A 17,679-nucleotide genomic window follows, 5' to 3' on the forward strand; every position below is an offset into this window, starting at 1 on the left:
ACGATTCTATTCCTTCACTACTCCTTTTAGCGATAAAACATCCCCCTTGGCATTGGCATTGCTATACACCGTAATGGTCGTAAACTGAGGTCCTTTCTTTCCTTTGCTATCAAATCTTGCTTTTATCACACTTTCTTCATTAGGCGCAATATCAAGAAATGGATAACTCCCAATTGTACAACCACAAGAACCTTTTACATCTTTGATAGACAAAGGACGTTCGCCCTCATTTTTAAATTTGAAACTATACTCTACGATCGCTCCTTGTTGAATGGTGTCGTAAGTGTACGAAATTGTTTCAAACTTTATTTTAGGTGGTTTGCGAGTCGGACGCTCTATTTTTTGAACTTTTTTGATGGTATCTATTGGCATACTATCCATAACAACAGTATCGATTGCAATAGTATCCGTTGACGGTTGTTCCACCTTCGGTACGACAGGGGTATCTTGGTGCGTGAGATTATTGGTTGTCTCTGTTTTTGGAGGCGCATCGTTACAAGATACAATTAATAGAAACAAGGAACCCAACCAAAAAAAAGAAGAAATCTGTGCCATTTGAAGTATTGTTTTAGAAGTATGCTCAATTAACATTACTTCGTAGAGAAATCGCATTAAATTATTACATGAGTGCTGCGCAGTTGATTGCCAATAAGATAAACCTCAAACATCCAAAACATTAAGACACTAATAATCAACCCAATGCAAGATGCTTTTTTGTGTTTTTTATAAAAAAAGCAAAAAGTCCACGAAGTATTAAATTAAATAACATGCTAATTTTATCCACCAATCTCATTATTCCTTAGCATGCAAGTAGACAAAGTTACTTAATAGTTGGTTATACTTGGGCTCTACAGTTGTTGATTTTTTTGTTTTTTTGTAAAAAAATCTGAGTACAGGACAAAAAATAATGAAACCAGAGAATTGTGATTCAATCCCCATCTTATTCTTAAAAATATTGTTTTAGAATAAATTTATAAGATTAGAAGATACTAACCATAGGCATTACACCCTTCAAAATAAATTTAGAGAATGGTCTATTCGATCTAAAACTTGGAACTCATCAATCAGATTAGTATATTTGTAGCATGAGCAATTTCGTAGTATCAGCAAGAAAATATAGACCTATTCGCTTTGATGATGTTGTTGGCCAACAGCATGTATCTCAAACCCTAAAGAATGCTATTCAGAGCAATCATTTAGCGCAGGCGTTTTTATTTTGTGGCCCTAGAGGGGTCGGAAAAACAACTTGTGCCCGTATTTTAGCGAAAGTGCTCAATTGCCAAGCGCCAACGGAAGCAATGGAACCTTGTGATACCTGTGAGTCTTGCCAATCGTTTAACAACAATGCTTCTTTAAATATTTCTGAGCTGGATGCTGCATCCAACAACAGCGTTGAGCATATACGAGCATTAATTGAACAAGTGCGTTTTGCCCCACAAAGTGGACAATACAAAATCTATATTATAGATGAGGTACACATGCTTTCTCAGCAGGCCTTTAATGCTTTTTTAAAAACGCTAGAGGAGCCTCCTGCTTATGCTATTTTTATCTTAGCAACCACGGAGAAACATAAGATAATTCCTACGATTTTGTCTCGCTGCCAAATATTTGATTTTAATAGGATTCAAGTCGCAGATATGGCTGCGCATTTGCAGCGTATTTGCCAAGAAGAAGCAATCGAAGCAGAAGAAGAGGCACTAAATGTTATTGCTCAAAAAGCAGATGGGGCACTTCGAGATGCACTTTCTATTTTTGATAGAATTGTTAGCTTTTCTGGAAACTCCATTGCTTATAAAGATGTTATTGAAAACCTTAACATCCTAGATTATGATTATTATTTTAAAGTAGTCGAAGCCATCTTAACTGAAAATGCCAGTCAGCTACTTTTGTTGTTTGACCAAATTTCTAGAAAGGGGTTTGATGGCGATATTTTTGTTAATGGTTTAGCCGAACATCTGCGAAATTTATTGGTTTGTAAGGACGCAAAAACCTTAGAGCTATTAGAAGTTAGTGGTAATATCAAAGATCGCTATCAACAGCAAGCCGCCTTGGTTCCAATGGCTTTGGTTTTATCAGCACTGAGCATCGCCAATGACTGCGATGTCAATTATAAAATGGCTAGAAATAGCCGTTTGCACGTTGAAATGGCCTTGATAAAAATGGCTTACATCCAACGTGCCATGCGCCCCCAGGTAACCGTTGCTGCACCCTTAGAAAAAAAAACGGTAGACGATAATATTCCCAATACCCTTCAAGATACAGCACCTAATTATTCGCCTCCACCAGTAGAAAAAAACGTCATTGAGCCTCAGAAAGAAACCACCAAAACAACGACCACTAGTTCTATTGATTCAGCTCCTAAAGCAGAGTTAAAATCTGACAACAAGCCTGTTTCAATGCCTGAAACGGTTAAAGTATCTAGTAATTTTGCTGAAAAATTAGCCAAAAAAGCAGGCAATGGTTTCTTATCTAAAATAACAGACCAGGTAAAAGAGGAACAAGAACAACCTGCTGAAGAAGCAATGCCCTTTACGCTAGATAACCTAGAAATTATCTGGAAACAATATTGGTCGGCTATCGAGTCTCAATCTACTCAAATTCTATTCAAAACGGCTCAATTATCCATTTTGGATGAAGAAAAGGGAACCCTCAAAATAGTAACGGCAGGGAACAGAGCCAAAGATGCTATCTTTAGGGATCGAGCGGTTCGACAACTACTGATTAATACTTTTCAGAAGAAAGAACTTAGTTTTGAAGTCGAAATTGATCAAACTAAAATAGAAACGCCTAAACCTCAAAAAATGATCCCACAAACTGACCGTGAAAAATACGTCCATTTTTTAAAACTGAACCCTGTGCTTAAAGAATTTCAAAAACGTTTCCAATTATTACCCCCAAAGAATAATTAACTATTTTACGAACTTATGATGAACCATGAAGGATAAAAATATACAACTTGATCTTAGTTTTGAGGAAGTTAATATCATATTAAAAGCATTAGGTCAATTACCATTTAATGAAGTTTATGATATTATTGGTAAAATTCACGATCAAGCCAATAAACAAAGCTAGATTGATCAGCACTATGCCCCTTTTTAGCACCCAAAACTACAAAACCATAATAATCAACAAAGTATTACTATTAAAACTACTTTTATTGATCGATGAACCAACTATTTGAGATATCGGATGATGCTAGCTTTTTAGGGCTTATCAATACAGATCTCTATGCTTCTTTTATAGGGGAAAATTGGGAATTTGACCAACTAAAGCAACGGATTCTTACCGAATCAAAAAAAGGGCATTTACTCTTTTGGGGAACTGAAGTCCCTAATTTTTGGACGATCCGAATTTGCAATCACCCCATCTCCAATCAAGAAAGCAAATCTTTTCAAGCTCAAATAAAGGTTTCAAACAGCAGACTATACCTAATTAACTATGAATCGATTACGCTAGCGGCTCAATTTGAGGATGAGCAATTGCCAGAAAGCCATCTTGAAGATCTTTATGTCTCTTTGGAAAATGGTATTTATAATGTTACGGTTCGACAATTATTTGATATAGAACAAGATCTTATCGAAGAAGAGATGCTTGGCTTTGAAATAATTCTACAAAAAACTACCAGCACTACTCCTTCCAATACATTTAAGCAATTAATTTGGTCTGATTACTAATTCTAACATTTCGTAATTTGCTTTTTTTGCCTAATAATTAGACATTTATCTAATTAACTAATATATTTAATATCATCAACTGCATAGAAAACAAACATCCAAGCCCACGAACTACCAAGCAAGAACTAAAGTAATTATTCAGAATTGATGATTACCACCCTATCATGTATTTTAGCGATTCAGGATACAAAAGACCAACAACCTTGTTTTATAATCAACAGAATATTAACCCCACAACGCTATTAGAATAACCGTCTATGAATAATCTTTTCAAAGCATTAAATGATCAAACTAGGCGACAAATACTAGAATTGCTCAAAGAAAAGGACATGACTGCAGGAGAAATTGCAGATCAATTTAACATTTCGAAACCAAGTATTTCACACCACTTAGATTTGCTCAAACGGGCGGATTTGGTCGTCAGTATACGTCAGGGGCAATTTATTTCCTATTCTCTAAACATGAGCGTTTTTGAAGAGGTAATTCAGTGGTTAATGCAATTTAGAGATGAAAAGATATAAAGCATCAATTTAGCTATTTTATAACCCCCACTCCGATAAATAAAATCAATTATGGAATCCAATCATTCACCCAAACAAACTTCTTTTTTTAAAGAGCTTCTAATCTTTGGAATAGCAATTGCGCCTATTTTTTACCTTTTATCCATTTGGGAGTCATTGCCCCAACAAATTCCGATCCACTGGAACATCAAAGGAGAGGTAGACGGTTATAGCGATAAATCCTCGCTCTGGTGGGTTATTCTAGCCATGAACGCTCCCATCTATTTGCTATTGCTATTCTTACCCAAATTGTCTGCAAAACAAAAAAACATTCAATTAATGGGGAAAAAATATTATCGCTTGCGATTGATTTTACAATTATTTTTATCCGCTTTGGTTTTTGCGATCCTCTTGGCTAGTTCAGGCAATAGTTCAGCCAGTATAGAAACTTTATTGGGCTATTGTTTTGTGTTTTTCATGTTGTCCTTTGGCAATTATATGGGCAGTATTCGCCAAAATCACTTTATGGGAATCCGAACACCTTGGACACTTGAAAATGAAGAAGTTTGGAAAAAAACGCATCAGTTAGGCGGTCGTTTATGGATTGGAAGTGCGATAATAGGATTAGTTTTACTCCTTATTTTGCCTAGCAACTGGATACTTATTATTATAGTTGCACTGATGACAATCCCCATGTTTGCGGCAGCTATTTATTCCTTTATTCTATTTAAGAAGATTACCTAAATCAGCGCAGTTAATCGTATTAAATCAGCACGATAACTTTTTTATATAGCTGTCACGAAGTATTACAAAAAAGAAAAAGCGACTAGCCTGGTTCTTGCTAGTCGCTTGTCTTGCATTGGTTATGTATGATTCGTTGGTGAAATCCGTTCTTTAGTCCATTTTTTACAAAGCAGAAGTTGCAAATGTCCCATCAATATCCTTCTTAGCATTAAAAGGTTTCCAAGTATCATTTTTTTGAACCCAAATTTTGTGATCTTGATCTACTTTTACGGCATCATAAATAGTAGGTACTACCTCAAAACCTTGCTCGTTCAACAATCCCCATTTGCCATTAGTAGAAACAGCAGCTAAACCATTATTAAAACCGCCTACCCAATCGTAACGCAAAGGAGTTAATTTTTGACCTTGTTTATTGACAAAAGTCCATTTTCCATTTTTCTTTACAGCAGCATATCCTGCATTGTACAAATGTATATCATCATAAATAGGTTGGCAAATCTCGTATCCTTGTTTGTTAATCAACCCGTATTTGTTTTCCAATTTTATAATTGCTGCTCCCTCTTGATAAGCAGAAATAACAGTAGCACCAGTACTAGTAAGCTCCATGCTTGCAGTAGCGTCTTTTTGTAAAGATGCAATAAATGCTTCTTCAGAAAATGTTGCAGCAGTAACAAATTGTGCTTGTGCGTTCATAGCTAAAAGAACCAAAGCCATGATTACCATAAAGTTTCTTGAGCTTTTGATTGACCCTTTCATAATTTAATGTTGTTTAAAGTTAAAATTATATTTTTAATAAAAAATTATTTACTTATTATTAATTGTCACAATGTTTCATATTGGATATTAATAATTCATCTGACATTAAAAACAATACCAATTGTAGGGTAGAAAGTTCCTGTATTAAAAATGAATCGACTAGTCTCTTATTTTTATCGATGAAAATTATCTTTTTTCTGCTTCCTAACATTTTTTTAAAGAAGTCTTACAAAAATTTCAAGTCGAATTTTTCTTAAGATTTTTAGTTGAATCTATTCTAAAAAAACAATCCACCAAATTCTATTTGGAGGCTTTCACTTTTTGAAAGTAATTATTGTTTTCTGTCAAAATAACTATTGTTTTTATCCTTAAATATTAAACATTTTCGAAATATGAATTGCCATTAAAAACAACTTATATATCTAACAATAGTACAAATGTAAACTATTATTCTTACAAATGCACTATAAAAATGTTAAAACAAAATTAAATTTTGCAATAACTTAGTTAACATAGACAAATTATAGCCCTCTATTACATTAAAAAATTTGGGTTTATTTTGTCTATAGAATTCTTTGTACCTTTACAATAGTAATCCACAATTGAAGTAATCTGAATCTACCTATTATGCAAAATTTTAATTTTCTTCTATTTTTTTTGATTTTTTTTACAATTCTACTAGTAAGCAGTTGCAAAAACAGAGTAATTGACCAACTTCGCCCCGAAACCGTTACTTTTTTGAGTAATCAAGAGAAAGCTAGATGTGCTTGTCTTGATACCTATGGCAAAGAATTCTTAAAAAAAACAAATAATGGAATTTCCTATATCAATTCTCTTGAAGCAACTTATAATTTAGATAGTTTGTCACTTTCTGAGCTGTATGAGATCAAACTTCAATTGGTAAGTTTTATGAGTATTGTAAAAACGGTATCTAATTGTGTTGCCCAAAAAACACCTCCTATTGATCAATTTACAGGAATGCTAATGCAGGAAGATTTAAAAGTTGTTCTGGAGATTGATAGTACGATGTCTGAACAAGAGCAATTGGAGCGTATGAATGTGCCTAGTCTTGAGTTGCTAGACGAATATTGCCCTCAGCACAAAGAAGCAGTACTTAAATTGCAGGAATTAATTCATGCAGCACAAATATTGCCACCAGGCTTACAATAGGCATCGATGGCTTATAAGAGTGAAAAAATCTTTTCTCTACTCGATATTTTTGTAAAAATTAAAATTTGATGTACACTATATATATATGCATTTAAAAATTAGCCTCCAATTAAATTGTAATTGGAGGCTAATTTCTAAAGGTGAAACGATCTAACATTCGGTTAAAAAACATCGAGTAACGTAGAAAACCTTATGCATACTATAAACCGTAACTTATTGAAGTAATTTTTCAAGATAATGCTGTTTAATTCCAAATTGAGCTTTGAGTTCCGCTACCCTTTTTAAACGTTCTGCTGTAGTAGCAGAAGACATTTTATCTTGTTTAACGGCAGTTATCATTAAGTTTTTAGCCGTATGCTCCGAAGAAATAAACTCAAAAACTTTGGTTTGATACCCATGCGCCTCTAATAACAAGGCTCGAATTCCATCGGTAACAATTTCGGCCTGACGCTCTTCTAAAATACCATGCTTAAGAATAGCCTGAAGTGGGTTCGTTATTGACGAATTCATCGCCTTTCGAATTTGTTTGTGGCAACAAGGAGCAACAACAATCAGTTGTGCATTGGCTTGAATTCCTTTAGCAATCGCAATATCTGTAGCTATATCACAAGCATGCAAAGCAATCAAGACATCAATCTTATCATCGTCATAGGTCAGAATATCTTGTGCTATAAATTGAAGCTCCTTCCAACCTAAGGCTGCTGCTTGTTTGGTGCAAAATTGGGTCAAATGTTCTCTTAATTCAATGCCAACAATCGTAGCATTTTCCTCCAAATGAGCCTGAATATAATCATAGAGCGCAAAGGTCAAATAGCCTTTTCCACAGCCCATATCTACTACCTGCAAAGGATTGGGCAAAGAAGCTTGCTCCAAAAGCCCTGCCATGACCTCTATATATTTATTAATTTGGCGGTATTTATCTTGGTGTGCCTTAAGCACTTTTCCACTATCTGCCACCCCCAATTTAGCCAAAAAGGGAGCATTTTCTTCAATCAAATATTGTTTCTGCTTATTGTGATTGGTATTGGGCAATCGCCGAGTGGTTGGTTTGCGATATTGAATACGAGCTTTGCGCTTTTTGTTAAATTGAACGACTACATCTTGCTCCGTTGTTAATAAGGTTCCTACCAAAAAATCCTTTCCCAAGTGTTCCTCTAGCAAATGAATTGCTTCCTTCAAGGTATAATTCTTAACAACATCTTGGTTGGCATAATGATAAGTGAACGATAAATACAATACTCCCTTAAGATCAATTCTTCGAACATAAATATTCTTTAAATCCGAAGATTTTGGAGCGCACTTGCTCAATGTAATTTTTACAAATTGATTTTGCTCAACACTTCCTTCTATTGCTTCTATAAAATCTTCCAATGCTTCTTTTCCGTAATATCAGTGATTAATAAATGACAACCTCAATGGTATCCAATTTCATACGTGTTTGAAAAAACCTTTCCATTCTCTTTTTTTGTTCCGTTCTTATCCTCCTGCCTTTCCAATTAATAACAACCGTTGGCAAAGTATCTAAGGTTTTGGTTGCCGTGTTCATCTTTACCAATTCATTGTAGGCAATTTCTACAGCATCTGGATACAACGTTGAAAATTCTAATGCAATATCATCAACAGGCTTGCTAATTTGTTTGTGATGACTTTGGTATTTTGACAATTCAGCTTCTAAAAACTTGATGCGTTCTGTCTTATTCTTGAGCACAATTTCATTATCTTCATAGAGCTTTTTAAGCATGCCAGAATATTCTTCTCGAATTGTAGTAAACTTGGTTTGTAAGTTTTGCACTTCAGCCAACAATACCTCTACATCTAAATTACCTTCTCTAAATTCCAATTTAGCATTCCCCAGTCCTACTTCTGTCATTTCATGAAATAAGTTGTCTTTGTCGCTTTCTCGAATCCCTCCTGATGTAATTAATGTAATAGTGGGCGTGTCCCGTCTATAATCAGCCTTCTGATCGATAATAACTCCTTTTTCTAAGTGGTACTCTTCCACTTTAGCCTCAAACAAAGCAGCCTTGCTATTAAACAGCTCTCTTTGTACCAAATTATATCCTGTCCAAAGACTAGGAATAATGGTAAAAATAGCAATTGCAACCAAAATTAATTTATAACGTTGTTCCCGAACAGGGTCCAAAAATTCTTTTTTAGGAAACTGAAAAGCACGAACAAACACCAAAGATGTTCCTGCGATAAATACAGAATTAATAAAAAACAAGTAAAAAGCGCCCCCTGCATAAGCCCACTGAGCGGTTGCAATTCCATATCCTACCGTACACAAAGGAGGCATTAGAGCCGTCGCAATTGCCACACCAGGAATCGCATTTCCTCGATCTGATCTAGAACTTGCTACAATTCCAATCGCACCACCACAAATAGCAATCATTACATCATAAAAAGTCGGATAAGTTCGAGCCTCTAATTGATCGGTTAGTGTCTTAATAGGGGAAATCGAAAAATAGACGATTGAAGCTAAAATCGAACCAACAATAAAGATAACTAAATTTCGAAACGCATACTTTAAGGTATCAAAATCATTGGTTGCCAAAGCATAACCAATTCCAACAATTGGTCCCATTAATGGAGATATTAACATGGCTCCAATTACAACTGCTCCCGAATTCATATTCAGACCAATAGCAGCAATAAAAGCAGCAAAAATTAGTCCCCATAAATTTCCTCCCTTAAATTCTATACTCTTATGAATGCTTTCAATTGTTCCAGCCTCATCTGTATCTAAATGTAAATTGAACAGTTCCTTAAGCTCATTAATGGCTCTAGATATTAAATATACGGCCGTTGAATGCTGATGCTCAATTTCTTTCTCTTTTGGTTGAAGTGGTTCATTTTTGTCAGGTGTTCTATTTTCTTCCATATAGTTAAGAGCTTATATCATCAAGATATTTCACATTATGATTGTACTTACTATAAGCAATATACAAACTATTTTGGTTCTTTGACAATTTTTCGTTCCACTAAGCAATATAGCGCTCTAAGTCCTAAAATTTATATTCATTGGACAACCTACTTTCATTTCCTGGATGCGACAACAGTACAAAAAATCATTTTTTATTTTTTTTTACAAAAAAATGATTTTCATTCACTTTCCACAAAACACTTATTTACAAGACAATACAATCACAACACAAAAAAAACTGAAAAAAAAATCATTTTTTTTCCAAAGCTCAGGAACTATCCTTTCCCCTATGAAGTTATATACCTCGAACAGCGCAATGAAACATTTATAAAAATCATTGCCAACCTAAATAATAAGATAATTTTATCTTACAAAATAGGTAATAAAAAGTAATCTAAAACAATTAATAGTTAAGTATGGTATTTATTCATTCACATATTTGTCCGACCAACACATCAATGCTCATTAGTGAGTTTGGTGATTGGAAAGCACCTGTAGCGATAGCCAATCGTCAAGGGATGCTGTTAGGGCAGGATGAAAATGCCAAGTTAGCCAACAGTTCAGATTTTAGTTCTTTTAATAATTATAAATTACATCTTCACTACGAGCGGTCCTAAGCTCAAACGACTTAAATTGTTCGTAGTGTTGTGCAAGTAACAAACTGCGTTCAAACCAATCTAAGTTTACTTTTATTCCATTTGGTGCCACGTTAATTTTGTTAGTTGCAAAGTATGTAACTTTATCATTCTTTGACATTATTATAATAACGGTTCAACAAAAGAATGGATGGATAGAACTCTTTCATATTGATTGCCTAGTTCGACGATTCTATCGTTCAAAATGCGTTAGCCCTCGTTATACATAATATTTATTAACTAAATTTTATAACACACTAAACGGAAACTTGTATTTAATACAAATCAAAACATCAACAACTAATTCCTATAGATTGAAAAATCCAGGAAAGCAACTATTTTACCTACTATAAGTTAGCACAATAATAACTTTAGAACATCGAACTTTTCGATCAAAGAAAAGACCTGCTTTCTTGTCTCATTAATAAAGCAATATCTATTGATAGAATCTATATGCTTTGTTTGAGCGGTCTCTACAATCTAGAACACTTGAATCATTAAATTATGAAAACTTTAATTCGAACAAGAGTGCCTCTTTTTACCAACACAATGCGACCAGACATCAAAAAAAACAACTCGTCTGTAACGATTGTGAACGATGGTAATGACACTGCCAAACCACACCAACACAGTGGACAAGCGCCAATTGGTACCTCTAGATCTAGTGACCAAAATTGCCTAGATGGTACACTGAGTTTTTGGCAATTACAAACACAGCGAGAGCATCTACGCCAACAATAATTCTTCCCTTTAGGTCGAATTCGTAATTGGCTAGAAAATGAATCTACAATTGCGAATAGCACCTTATTATTTTACCATAATTATGTATTCGCAGTTGTAGTTCGCCTAAAAAATTCTAAAAATCCCTAAAAAATAAACATACAATGTTGCGAAAAAAAAATAACATAGAGCATCCACTCCGCTCTTAATTGGTAATAACTTTTTCTCTTTTACAAAAAATATTCTGCTTTGTATTTGTTCTAATAAAATAGAACAGCAAAACCAGATGCCCACTAGCGATGTAGCTTAGCTGGTTAACTATGCTTGCGGTCTCATAAGCGGTAGCGCACTAAAGCGTTTGACTGATACTCAAAAGATCATAGGCTCAAGTTATACTTCATAAGATGGTGTGGCGCAATGGCAGCGCAGGGGATTGTCTATCCTCAGGTTGCGAGTTCGAGTCTCGTCACCATCGCAATTACAAATTGGATCAAGTAGGTATAAGCCCCGAATTATTTACAAATAGAATAATTCTTAAGGACAATCTATGCCCATACTGATCAATATAGAAACATAGCTCAGTTGGTTTAGAGCACTTGGTTTACACCCAAGCGGTCATAGGTTCGAATCCTATTGTTTCTACTTTTTAATGGTACTATAGCTCAGCTGGTCAGAGCGTTGGTCTGAAAAACCAAAGGTCCTTAGTTCAACTCTAAGTAGTACCACTATTCTTGCTCGTTCACTTTCAATTGTGTCTAATGGCACTCGTAAATAACGAGAATATTAAAACAACTGAACTGGTAGCTTAGCTGGCTAAAGCATCTGACTTTTAATCAGAAGACCGTGGGTTCGAATCCCACTCGGTTCACACAATATAACTAAATTATAACCATTGGATTGGTAGCTCAGTTGGTTAGAGCGTCTGACTGTTAATCAGAACGTCGCAGGTTCGAGTCCTGCCCAGTCCGCTATTTAGCTCGTTCAATTTCAACAGTGCCTAAAGGCACTAGTAAACAACGAGGACAACTTTTATTTGCCAACATAGCTCAGCTGGTTAGAGCAGCTGATTTGTAATCAGCAGGTCGGGGGTTCAATTCCCTCTGTTGGCTCTAACTTAACTGTACTAAAAATAATAAGATACAATGAATAAAGTATTGTACGCTGATTGTCATCAAGATTTTTTAACGATTAAAAATGGTTTTGTGGTTTTGCGTCTTGTGGTATTTGATTAACAACCTATAACATATATACTCTGGTTGTTACTACAATAATAATCCATTCGCATCCATTTTAGCAAAACCTACTAATATGGTGGTGTATACAAGTGGTCAAAGTAGCTAGGCTTTCAACCTAGTCCAAATTATTGAGTTCGCGGGTTCGAATCCCGTCGCCACTACGATGAATGCTAGTAATTTTCCAGAATGGTATCCGTGTGCGAGCGGTTTAAGCAAGTAGATTGTGACTCTACTGGACGATAAGTCCGTCACAGGTTCGAATCCTGTCGGGTGCCCGATTCTGAGTAAGTTTTGTATCCTGTTATATAAGGCTTATCTCCATTAAGAAGTTTATTGATTATGTTTTGGAGAACCATAATTAATAGATTCAACAATTAATGATCGATGGTATAATACCGTGAATCAAAACAGAAAAAGTTCTTAAACCAAAGTGATTTAATCATCACTTGTTGTCCAACAAAAAGTAGAGTAAAGATTAGCGTAGCAATTCCCTAATTGTGCCGTTACAATCGCCAACTACTACAGGGCAACAGGCAGGCTGTTTGTCTGTCTATATTTGGAGGATTGGCCGAGTGGTAAGGCACTTCCCTGCTAAAGAAAGGTTTCCTAGCGGAACATAGGTTCGATTCCTATATCCTCCTTTTTTACCATAACGACTAGAAAGGCAAGCCAATTGGTGGTGGCCACAGTCTTGAAAACTGTTCGGAGTTAATGACTCGTGTGGGTTCGACTCCCACCCTTTCTACCATTATTTAAGGGTATAGCTCAATTAGGCAGAGCATTGGTCTCCAAAACCGAAGGTTGTAGGTTCGATCCCTACTGCCCTTGCTAAATAATTTGATGATTCAAATTATAACTAAACCATAAAATTTAAGTACTCAGGTATGGCTCAATTGGTTAGAGCGCTGGACTTTGACTCCAGAGATTGTAGGTTCAATTCCTTCTACCTGATCTAATTTATACGGGAGTAGCTTAACAAGGCTAAAGCGCTAAGTTTGGGACTTAGAGGATGCAGGTTCGATCCCTGTCACCCGTACTATAATGGTAGCTTTTTTTGACCTGCTATTCTTGAGCAATCAATGCCCGCTTTGCGGTTCATTCGCTTAAAGGTCTTTCTAGACCTTTATTTTGAGCTGCGCTCTTTTAAGGCTTTAATGCCCGCTTTGCGGTTCATTCGCTTAAAGGTCTTATTAGACCTTTATTTTGAGCTGCGCTCTTTTAAGGCTTTAATGCCCGCTTTGCGGTTCATTCGCTTAAAGGTCTTATTAGACCTTTATTTTGAGCTGCGCTCTTTTAAGGCTTTGATGACCGCTTTGCGGTTCATTCGCTTAAAGGTCTTTCTAGACCTTTATTTTGAGCTGCGCTCTTTTAAGGCTTTAATGCCCGCTTTGCGGTTCATTCGCTTAAAGGTCTTTCTAGACCTTTATTTTGAGCTGCGCTCTTTTAAGGCTTTAATGCCCGCTTTGCGGTTCATTCGCTTAAAGGTCTTTCTAGACCTTTATTTTGAGCTGCGCTCTTTTAAGGCTTTAATGCCCGCTTTGCGGTTCATTCGCTTAAAGGTCTTTCTAGACCTTTATTTTGAGCTGCGCTCTTTTAAGACTTTGATGACCGCTTTGCGGTTCATTCGCTTAAAGGTCTTTCTAGACCTTTATTTTGAGCTGCGCTCAAAAATCGCTCATTCACCTTCATAGCCCAACTGGTAGAGGCGGTAGGTTTAGAACCTATTTAGTGTGAGTTCGAATCTCACTGAAGGTACTAACAACATACGGGAGTAGCTTAACAAGGCTAAAGCGCTAAGTTTGGGACTTAGAGGATGCAGGTTCGATTCCTGTCACCCGTACTATTTTTTTTATGTTGCAAATGTGGCCCAACTGGCTAAGGCACCTGGTTTCCACCCAGAAGATTGTGAGTTCGAATCTCACCATTTGCTCTACTGCTCTAATAGCCCAATTGGCAGAGGCGTGCGGCTTAAACCCGTTTTAGTATAGGTTCGAATCCTGTTTAGAGCACCACAAATTAGTAACCAAAAGCCTTTGTAGCCCAATTGGAAGAGGCAATAGATTCAAAACCTATACCGTGTGAGTTCGAGTCTCACCAAAGGCACTTTTTGTATACAATTATGATCAGGGACAGTAGCTCAATTGGCTGAGCATCTCGTTTGCAACGAGAAGGATGCGGGTTCAAATCCCGCCTGTTCCACTACCTTACGCACGGTGGTGTAAAGGCAAACATCAAGGTCTCATAAGCCTTGGCTATGGGTTCGAGTCCCGTCTGTGCGTCCAATTATTTATTTCTTAATCTTGTAGATGATAACACCTTATTGGTTGGAAGAAGTATGGTGCTAACCCCTCTAAAAAATTCCAATGGTAAATCGTGTAGCTCTACGCTAAATTCAATGTCATGTTTTGGCTTATTCTTATCGCAATACTGGTCGTTGATTGCTCTTTGGGAGAATATTCTCCATAATGCAGCTTTATATTGCCTACGAATTAAACAATCGGTCTCGTAGCAGAGTAATCAATGGCTCCAGTTTGAAGTACCTTCCTTCAACTAAATTTAGCTATGATTAAGAAAAATAAAGAATCACTAAAAAAGGAGGTGCTTATCTAATATTTGATCTTGGGTCAATTTATATTTTCTTTAAAAGGACTAAAAAAGTAGGTACTTATTGACCCATTTTCAAATTACCTTACTTTTAAATAGCTCTATCGTCTAACTGGATTAGGACTGCAGAATACGAATCTGCCAATTGGGGTTCGAATCCCTATGGAGCTACTAATTAGGATGGTGTTTTATGACGTTTTTTTACGTTTTCTGCGGCTACAACGGTGTTGTGGCCGTTTTTTTTTGGAGTGGCGAATAATATTCTATAACCTTCTATAGTATTCTTTATAGTCACTTTTTTTTATAGAAGGTACTGTTAGAAAAAAAGGCAGTGGACAAACAAGGTGTATACCTCAATGTGGGCTTTCGGAAACGGTGATATGTCAAACGCATGTTAAATGGGCAACAAGATCTACAATTTTGCTAGAACCTGAAGAAAAAATTACTATCAAAATCTGCAATTTTTCTTTGGGGAATGCTTATATTTAGTTTGCATAACTTGTGGTACTACATATATCAAAATGTTAGCATTGATACCCCACTAATCGGTAAAACAGAATTACACCAAATAAAAAATGAAACTCTATCTCCTCGTCATTCTTGTTCTGATCAGTTCGATCTCACACGCTCAAAATTATCAAACTGAATCGATCAACCAAATCTTGAATTTATACGTTAACACAGCATCCCAGCCAGGACTAACAGTAGGGGTTGTAAAAAATGATACACTGATTTACCACAATAGTAAAGGATGTATGAATCTGGAGTACGATATACCATTCAATGATTCTACTGTTTTTAGTTTGGCATCTGTTACAAAACAATTTACATCTGCCTGTATCGGAATATTGGAAAATCAAGGTAAATTGTCAGTAAATGATGATGTTCAAAAGTACATTCCTGAACTATCAATTTATTCTGACACCATTCGAATTAAACACCTGCTAAATCACACTAGTGGTATCCGAAACCATAACGTATTACTTGACTTGAAAGGCTTTGACTACGAACATCAAGGGTATACAAACAAGATGATTCAAGAACTTATGTTTAAGCAAAATGGAGTCAATAATTTGCCAGGTGAAAAGATGTTGTACTCCAACACTAATTACGTGCTTCTAGCATTAGTTATTGAACGGGTTTCTAAAATGAAACTTCATGAATTTGCGAAACAAGAATTATTCGAGCCTATGAAAATGACAAGTACTTTTTATCGAAGCAATCTTGAAAAGGTCATAAAAAATCGAGCATATTCTTACTACAAATCCAATGAAAACTACCACCAACCAAAGTCGTTAACTCTTTGTGTGGGTGCTGGTGGTATGGGAAGTACCATTGAAGATTTGGCAAAATGGTCTAGTATTTTCTTAAATCCAGAACATAAATTTTCTTACTTAAGCAATTTTATAACGGAACTGGACACTTTGAAGAATGGAACAGCAATGACGCATGCAAGAGGCATGTTCGTTTCTCCATATAAAGACTATGTCACTTTTAACCATAGTGGACGAGATTTAGGTATGCGCTCACAATTCATTTGTGTTCCAAAGAAAAATCTGGCAATTGTAGTTTTCACAAATTCAGAAGACATAAACGCTGTTAATATTTCATACCAAATTCTAGATTTATTTATTGAAGAAGTAGGTACAAATGAAAAGATGGTTAAGCATTACGAACATTCATCAAAGGAGCTTAATAAGTTTACTGGAGTTTATCAAGAATTAAATAGTGATTTAAGAATGGTAGTTTTTATAGAAAACGACTCTTTAAAAGTAATCAGTAGTTTTGGTAGAAATGCGACTCCTTTAGTCTCACAAACTGCGAATACATTATGTAGAATAGATAACCCCTCAATCAAATATTCGTTTCAAAACGAAGGAAGTGAAGAGGCAGACTTATACATCGATTTTGGAGGTGCTATTTTCTATTTTGAAAAAATATATCTCAAGTCAAATCCCAATAAAAATTTAGAGGATTACATTGGTGACTATTATTCAAAAGAACTAGATATTATCTATTCAATTAAAGCTGAAAATGACACATTAATTCTGAGCTATCCCAACAATGAAAATATTGTTATTAAAGAGGGAGTAAAAGATACTTTTGGGGCAAATAGAAGAACTAAATATTCCTTTATTCGAGATAGTGAAGGAATTGTAACCTCTTTTGAAGTAGCTTCTGAAGGTACTGTGAAAGATATAATATTTGAAAAAACAAACTAATGCTAACAACGTATAAGTAGCATTAAAACGACCGCTTAGACTAGCCCCTTTTACATACCAATAAAACGTGATCCAATTTATTTCTGTTAGTATTAATTATTGGCATTTCAACTCTAATTTGCACTAACTATAAAGTTGTTGTTTTTGATAGCTAATAATAATATTATAAAGCGCTTGCTTTTACCCTATTTTTGTCCCCAAAAACAAAAAACGCCACAAAAAAACTAACACTAAAACAATCCTGATCAAGTCCCTATAGAATTAGGGATTAAGATGGTGTTTTATGACGTTTTTTTACGTTTTCTGCGGCTGCAACGGTGTTGTGGTCGTTTTTTTGTTTTTTGAAGGAGCTAATGCCAGCAGATATAGTAAAACTATTTTTAAAGAGCTTTAGCTAAAGCGAAAATTGAAAAAAATGGAACGCCCCTTAAGACATAGCCTTGCTAGTCCTTTAGGCTTTTTAATATTTTAGAGCCTACCGAGCGCATGCATCTAC

14 protein-coding genes and 21 tRNA genes are annotated in these 17,679 nt (G+C 35.6%); 31 read left to right on the top strand and 4 right to left on the bottom strand.

What is annotated here, in order from left to right:
• Nucleotides 1-6: 6 nt before the first annotated feature.
• Complete coding sequence (locus AsAng_RS20610) at nucleotides 7-612, bottom strand: DUF1573 domain-containing protein (RefSeq protein WP_264788996.1); 606 nt, start codon at nucleotides 610-612, stop codon at nucleotides 7-9.
• Nucleotides 613-1,085: 473 nt separating this feature from the next.
• Between AsAng_RS20610 and AsAng_RS20615 the strand changes: the two genes are divergently transcribed.
• The 5 genes from AsAng_RS20615 to AsAng_RS20635 all read left to right on the top strand — a co-directional run bounded on the left by AsAng_RS20615 (nucleotide 1,086) and on the right by AsAng_RS20635 (nucleotide 4,918).
• Nucleotides 1,086-2,909, top strand: a complete 1,824-nt coding sequence (locus AsAng_RS20615; protein ID WP_264788997.1) for a DNA polymerase III subunit gamma/tau — start codon at nucleotides 1,086-1,088, stop codon at nucleotides 2,907-2,909.
• Between the two features lie 25 nt (nucleotides 2,910-2,934).
• The gene (locus AsAng_RS20620; protein ID WP_264788998.1) at nucleotides 2,935-3,072 is read left to right on the top strand and encodes a hypothetical protein; all 138 of its coding nucleotides are present in this window, start codon (nucleotides 2,935-2,937) and stop codon (nucleotides 3,070-3,072) included.
• 92 nt (nucleotides 3,073-3,164) lie between these two features.
• A complete protein-coding gene (locus AsAng_RS20625) occupies nucleotides 3,165-3,674 on the top strand; it encodes a hypothetical protein (RefSeq protein ID WP_264788999.1) in 510 nt (169 codons plus the stop codon).
• Nucleotides 3,675-3,931: 257 nt separating this feature from the next.
• Nucleotides 3,932-4,195 (top strand): autorepressor SdpR family transcription factor, encoded by a 264-nt coding sequence (locus AsAng_RS20630; protein ID WP_264789000.1) that lies wholly within the window; start codon nucleotides 3,932-3,934, stop codon nucleotides 4,193-4,195.
• 51 nt (nucleotides 4,196-4,246) lie between these two features.
• Nucleotides 4,247-4,918 carry an SdpI family protein gene (locus AsAng_RS20635; protein WP_264789001.1) on the top strand — a complete coding sequence of 224 codons (672 nt, stop codon included), beginning with the start codon at nucleotides 4,247-4,249 and terminating at the stop codon, nucleotides 4,916-4,918.
• Nucleotides 4,919-5,080: 162 nt separating this feature from the next.
• Here AsAng_RS20635 and AsAng_RS20640 read toward each other — a convergent pair whose 3' ends face one another.
• Entirely contained in the window at nucleotides 5,081-5,674 is a 594-nt protein-coding gene (locus AsAng_RS20640) for a WG repeat-containing protein (RefSeq protein ID WP_264789002.1), read from the bottom strand.
• A gap of 627 nt (nucleotides 5,675-6,301) precedes the next feature.
• Here AsAng_RS20640 and AsAng_RS20645 point away from each other — a divergent pair.
• Nucleotides 6,302-6,844 carry a hypothetical protein gene (locus AsAng_RS20645; RefSeq protein WP_264789003.1) on the top strand — a complete coding sequence of 181 codons (543 nt, stop codon included), beginning with the start codon at nucleotides 6,302-6,304 and terminating at the stop codon, nucleotides 6,842-6,844.
• Nucleotides 6,845-7,057: 213 nt separating this feature from the next.
• On the opposite strand, the gene AsAng_RS20650 is transcribed toward AsAng_RS20645, so the two are convergent.
• Both AsAng_RS20650 and AsAng_RS20655 read right to left on the bottom strand, forming a co-directional pair.
• On the bottom strand, nucleotides 7,058-8,215 hold the full coding sequence (locus AsAng_RS20650) for a class I SAM-dependent methyltransferase (RefSeq protein WP_264789004.1): 1,158 nt from the start codon (nucleotides 8,213-8,215) through the stop codon (nucleotides 7,058-7,060).
• A gap of 25 nt (nucleotides 8,216-8,240) precedes the next feature.
• Nucleotides 8,241-9,725 (bottom strand): DUF389 domain-containing protein, encoded by a 1,485-nt coding sequence (locus tag AsAng_RS20655; RefSeq protein WP_264789005.1) that lies wholly within the window; start codon nucleotides 9,723-9,725, stop codon nucleotides 8,241-8,243.
• 458 nt (nucleotides 9,726-10,183) lie between these two features.
• Here AsAng_RS20655 and AsAng_RS20660 point away from each other — a divergent pair, with 458 nt between their 5' ends.
• The 25 genes from AsAng_RS20660 to AsAng_RS20780 all read left to right on the top strand — a co-directional run bounded on the left by AsAng_RS20660 (nucleotide 10,184) and on the right by AsAng_RS20780 (nucleotide 17,183).
• Complete coding sequence (locus tag AsAng_RS20660) at nucleotides 10,184-10,384, top strand: hypothetical protein (RefSeq protein ID WP_264789006.1); 201 nt, start codon at nucleotides 10,184-10,186, stop codon at nucleotides 10,382-10,384.
• A gap of 522 nt (nucleotides 10,385-10,906) precedes the next feature.
• Nucleotides 10,907-11,143, top strand: coding sequence for a hypothetical protein (locus AsAng_RS20665; protein WP_264789007.1), 237 nt, complete (start codon nucleotides 10,907-10,909; stop codon nucleotides 11,141-11,143).
• A gap of 382 nt (nucleotides 11,144-11,525) precedes the next feature.
• Nucleotides 11,526-11,597 (top strand) — tRNA-Asp (locus AsAng_RS20670).
• 92 nt (nucleotides 11,598-11,689) lie between these two features.
• Nucleotides 11,690-11,764 (top strand) — tRNA-Val (locus AsAng_RS20675).
• 9 nt (nucleotides 11,765-11,773) lie between these two features.
• A tRNA-Phe gene (locus AsAng_RS20680) sits at nucleotides 11,774-11,847 on the top strand.
• A gap of 69 nt (nucleotides 11,848-11,916) precedes the next feature.
• Nucleotides 11,917-11,990: transfer RNA gene (locus tag AsAng_RS20685), tRNA-Lys, on the top strand.
• Nucleotides 11,991-12,016: 26 nt separating this feature from the next.
• Nucleotides 12,017-12,090, top strand: a tRNA-Asn gene (locus tag AsAng_RS20690).
• 67 nt (nucleotides 12,091-12,157) lie between these two features.
• Nucleotides 12,158-12,231: transfer RNA gene (locus AsAng_RS20695), tRNA-Thr, on the top strand.
• Nucleotides 12,232-12,432: 201 nt separating this feature from the next.
• Nucleotides 12,433-12,518 (top strand) — tRNA-Glu (locus AsAng_RS20700).
• Nucleotides 12,519-12,546: 28 nt separating this feature from the next.
• A tRNA-His gene (locus AsAng_RS20705) sits at nucleotides 12,547-12,632 on the top strand.
• Nucleotides 12,633-12,915: 283 nt separating this feature from the next.
• Nucleotides 12,916-12,998, top strand: a tRNA-Ser gene (locus AsAng_RS20710).
• A 17-nt stretch (nucleotides 12,999-13,015) separates the two neighbouring features.
• Nucleotides 13,016-13,105, top strand: a tRNA-Ser gene (locus AsAng_RS20715).
• Between the two features lie 6 nt (nucleotides 13,106-13,111).
• Nucleotides 13,112-13,185 (top strand) — tRNA-Trp (locus AsAng_RS20720).
• Nucleotides 13,186-13,235: 50 nt separating this feature from the next.
• Nucleotides 13,236-13,309: transfer RNA gene (locus AsAng_RS20725), tRNA-Gln, on the top strand.
• Nucleotides 13,310-13,318: 9 nt separating this feature from the next.
• Nucleotides 13,319-13,393 (top strand) — tRNA-Pro (locus AsAng_RS20730).
• Nucleotides 13,394-13,436: 43 nt separating this feature from the next.
• The gene (locus tag AsAng_RS20735) at nucleotides 13,437-14,048 is read left to right on the top strand and encodes a hypothetical protein (protein ID WP_264789008.1); all 612 of its coding nucleotides are present in this window, start codon (nucleotides 13,437-13,439) and stop codon (nucleotides 14,046-14,048) included.
• Nucleotides 14,039-14,112, top strand: a tRNA-Leu gene (locus AsAng_RS20740). The genes AsAng_RS20735 and AsAng_RS20740 overlap by 10 nt, the downstream gene beginning before the upstream one ends.
• Nucleotides 14,113-14,122: 10 nt before the next feature.
• Nucleotides 14,123-14,197: transfer RNA gene (locus tag AsAng_RS20745), tRNA-Pro, on the top strand.
• Between the two features lie 16 nt (nucleotides 14,198-14,213).
• Nucleotides 14,214-14,287, top strand: a tRNA-Gly gene (locus tag AsAng_RS20750).
• Between the two features lie 5 nt (nucleotides 14,288-14,292).
• Nucleotides 14,293-14,369 (top strand) — tRNA-Leu (locus AsAng_RS20755).
• A 17-nt stretch (nucleotides 14,370-14,386) separates the two neighbouring features.
• Nucleotides 14,387-14,460 (top strand) — tRNA-Leu (locus tag AsAng_RS20760).
• A gap of 23 nt (nucleotides 14,461-14,483) precedes the next feature.
• A tRNA-Ala gene (locus tag AsAng_RS20765) sits at nucleotides 14,484-14,556 on the top strand.
• Nucleotides 14,557-14,564: 8 nt separating this feature from the next.
• Nucleotides 14,565-14,639 (top strand) — tRNA-Met (locus AsAng_RS20770).
• Nucleotides 14,640-15,058: 419 nt separating this feature from the next.
• Nucleotides 15,059-15,132 (top strand) — tRNA-Arg (locus AsAng_RS20775).
• A 404-nt stretch (nucleotides 15,133-15,536) separates the two neighbouring features.
• Complete coding sequence (locus tag AsAng_RS20780; protein ID WP_264789009.1) at nucleotides 15,537-17,183, top strand: serine hydrolase domain-containing protein; 1,647 nt, start codon at nucleotides 15,537-15,539, stop codon at nucleotides 17,181-17,183.
• Nucleotides 17,184-17,679: the final 496 nt, after the last annotated feature.

The sequence above is a fragment of the Aureispira anguillae genome, from assembly GCF_026000115.1.
GTDB classification, from domain to species: Bacteria; Bacteroidota; Bacteroidia; order Chitinophagales; family Saprospiraceae; genus Aureispira; species Aureispira anguillae.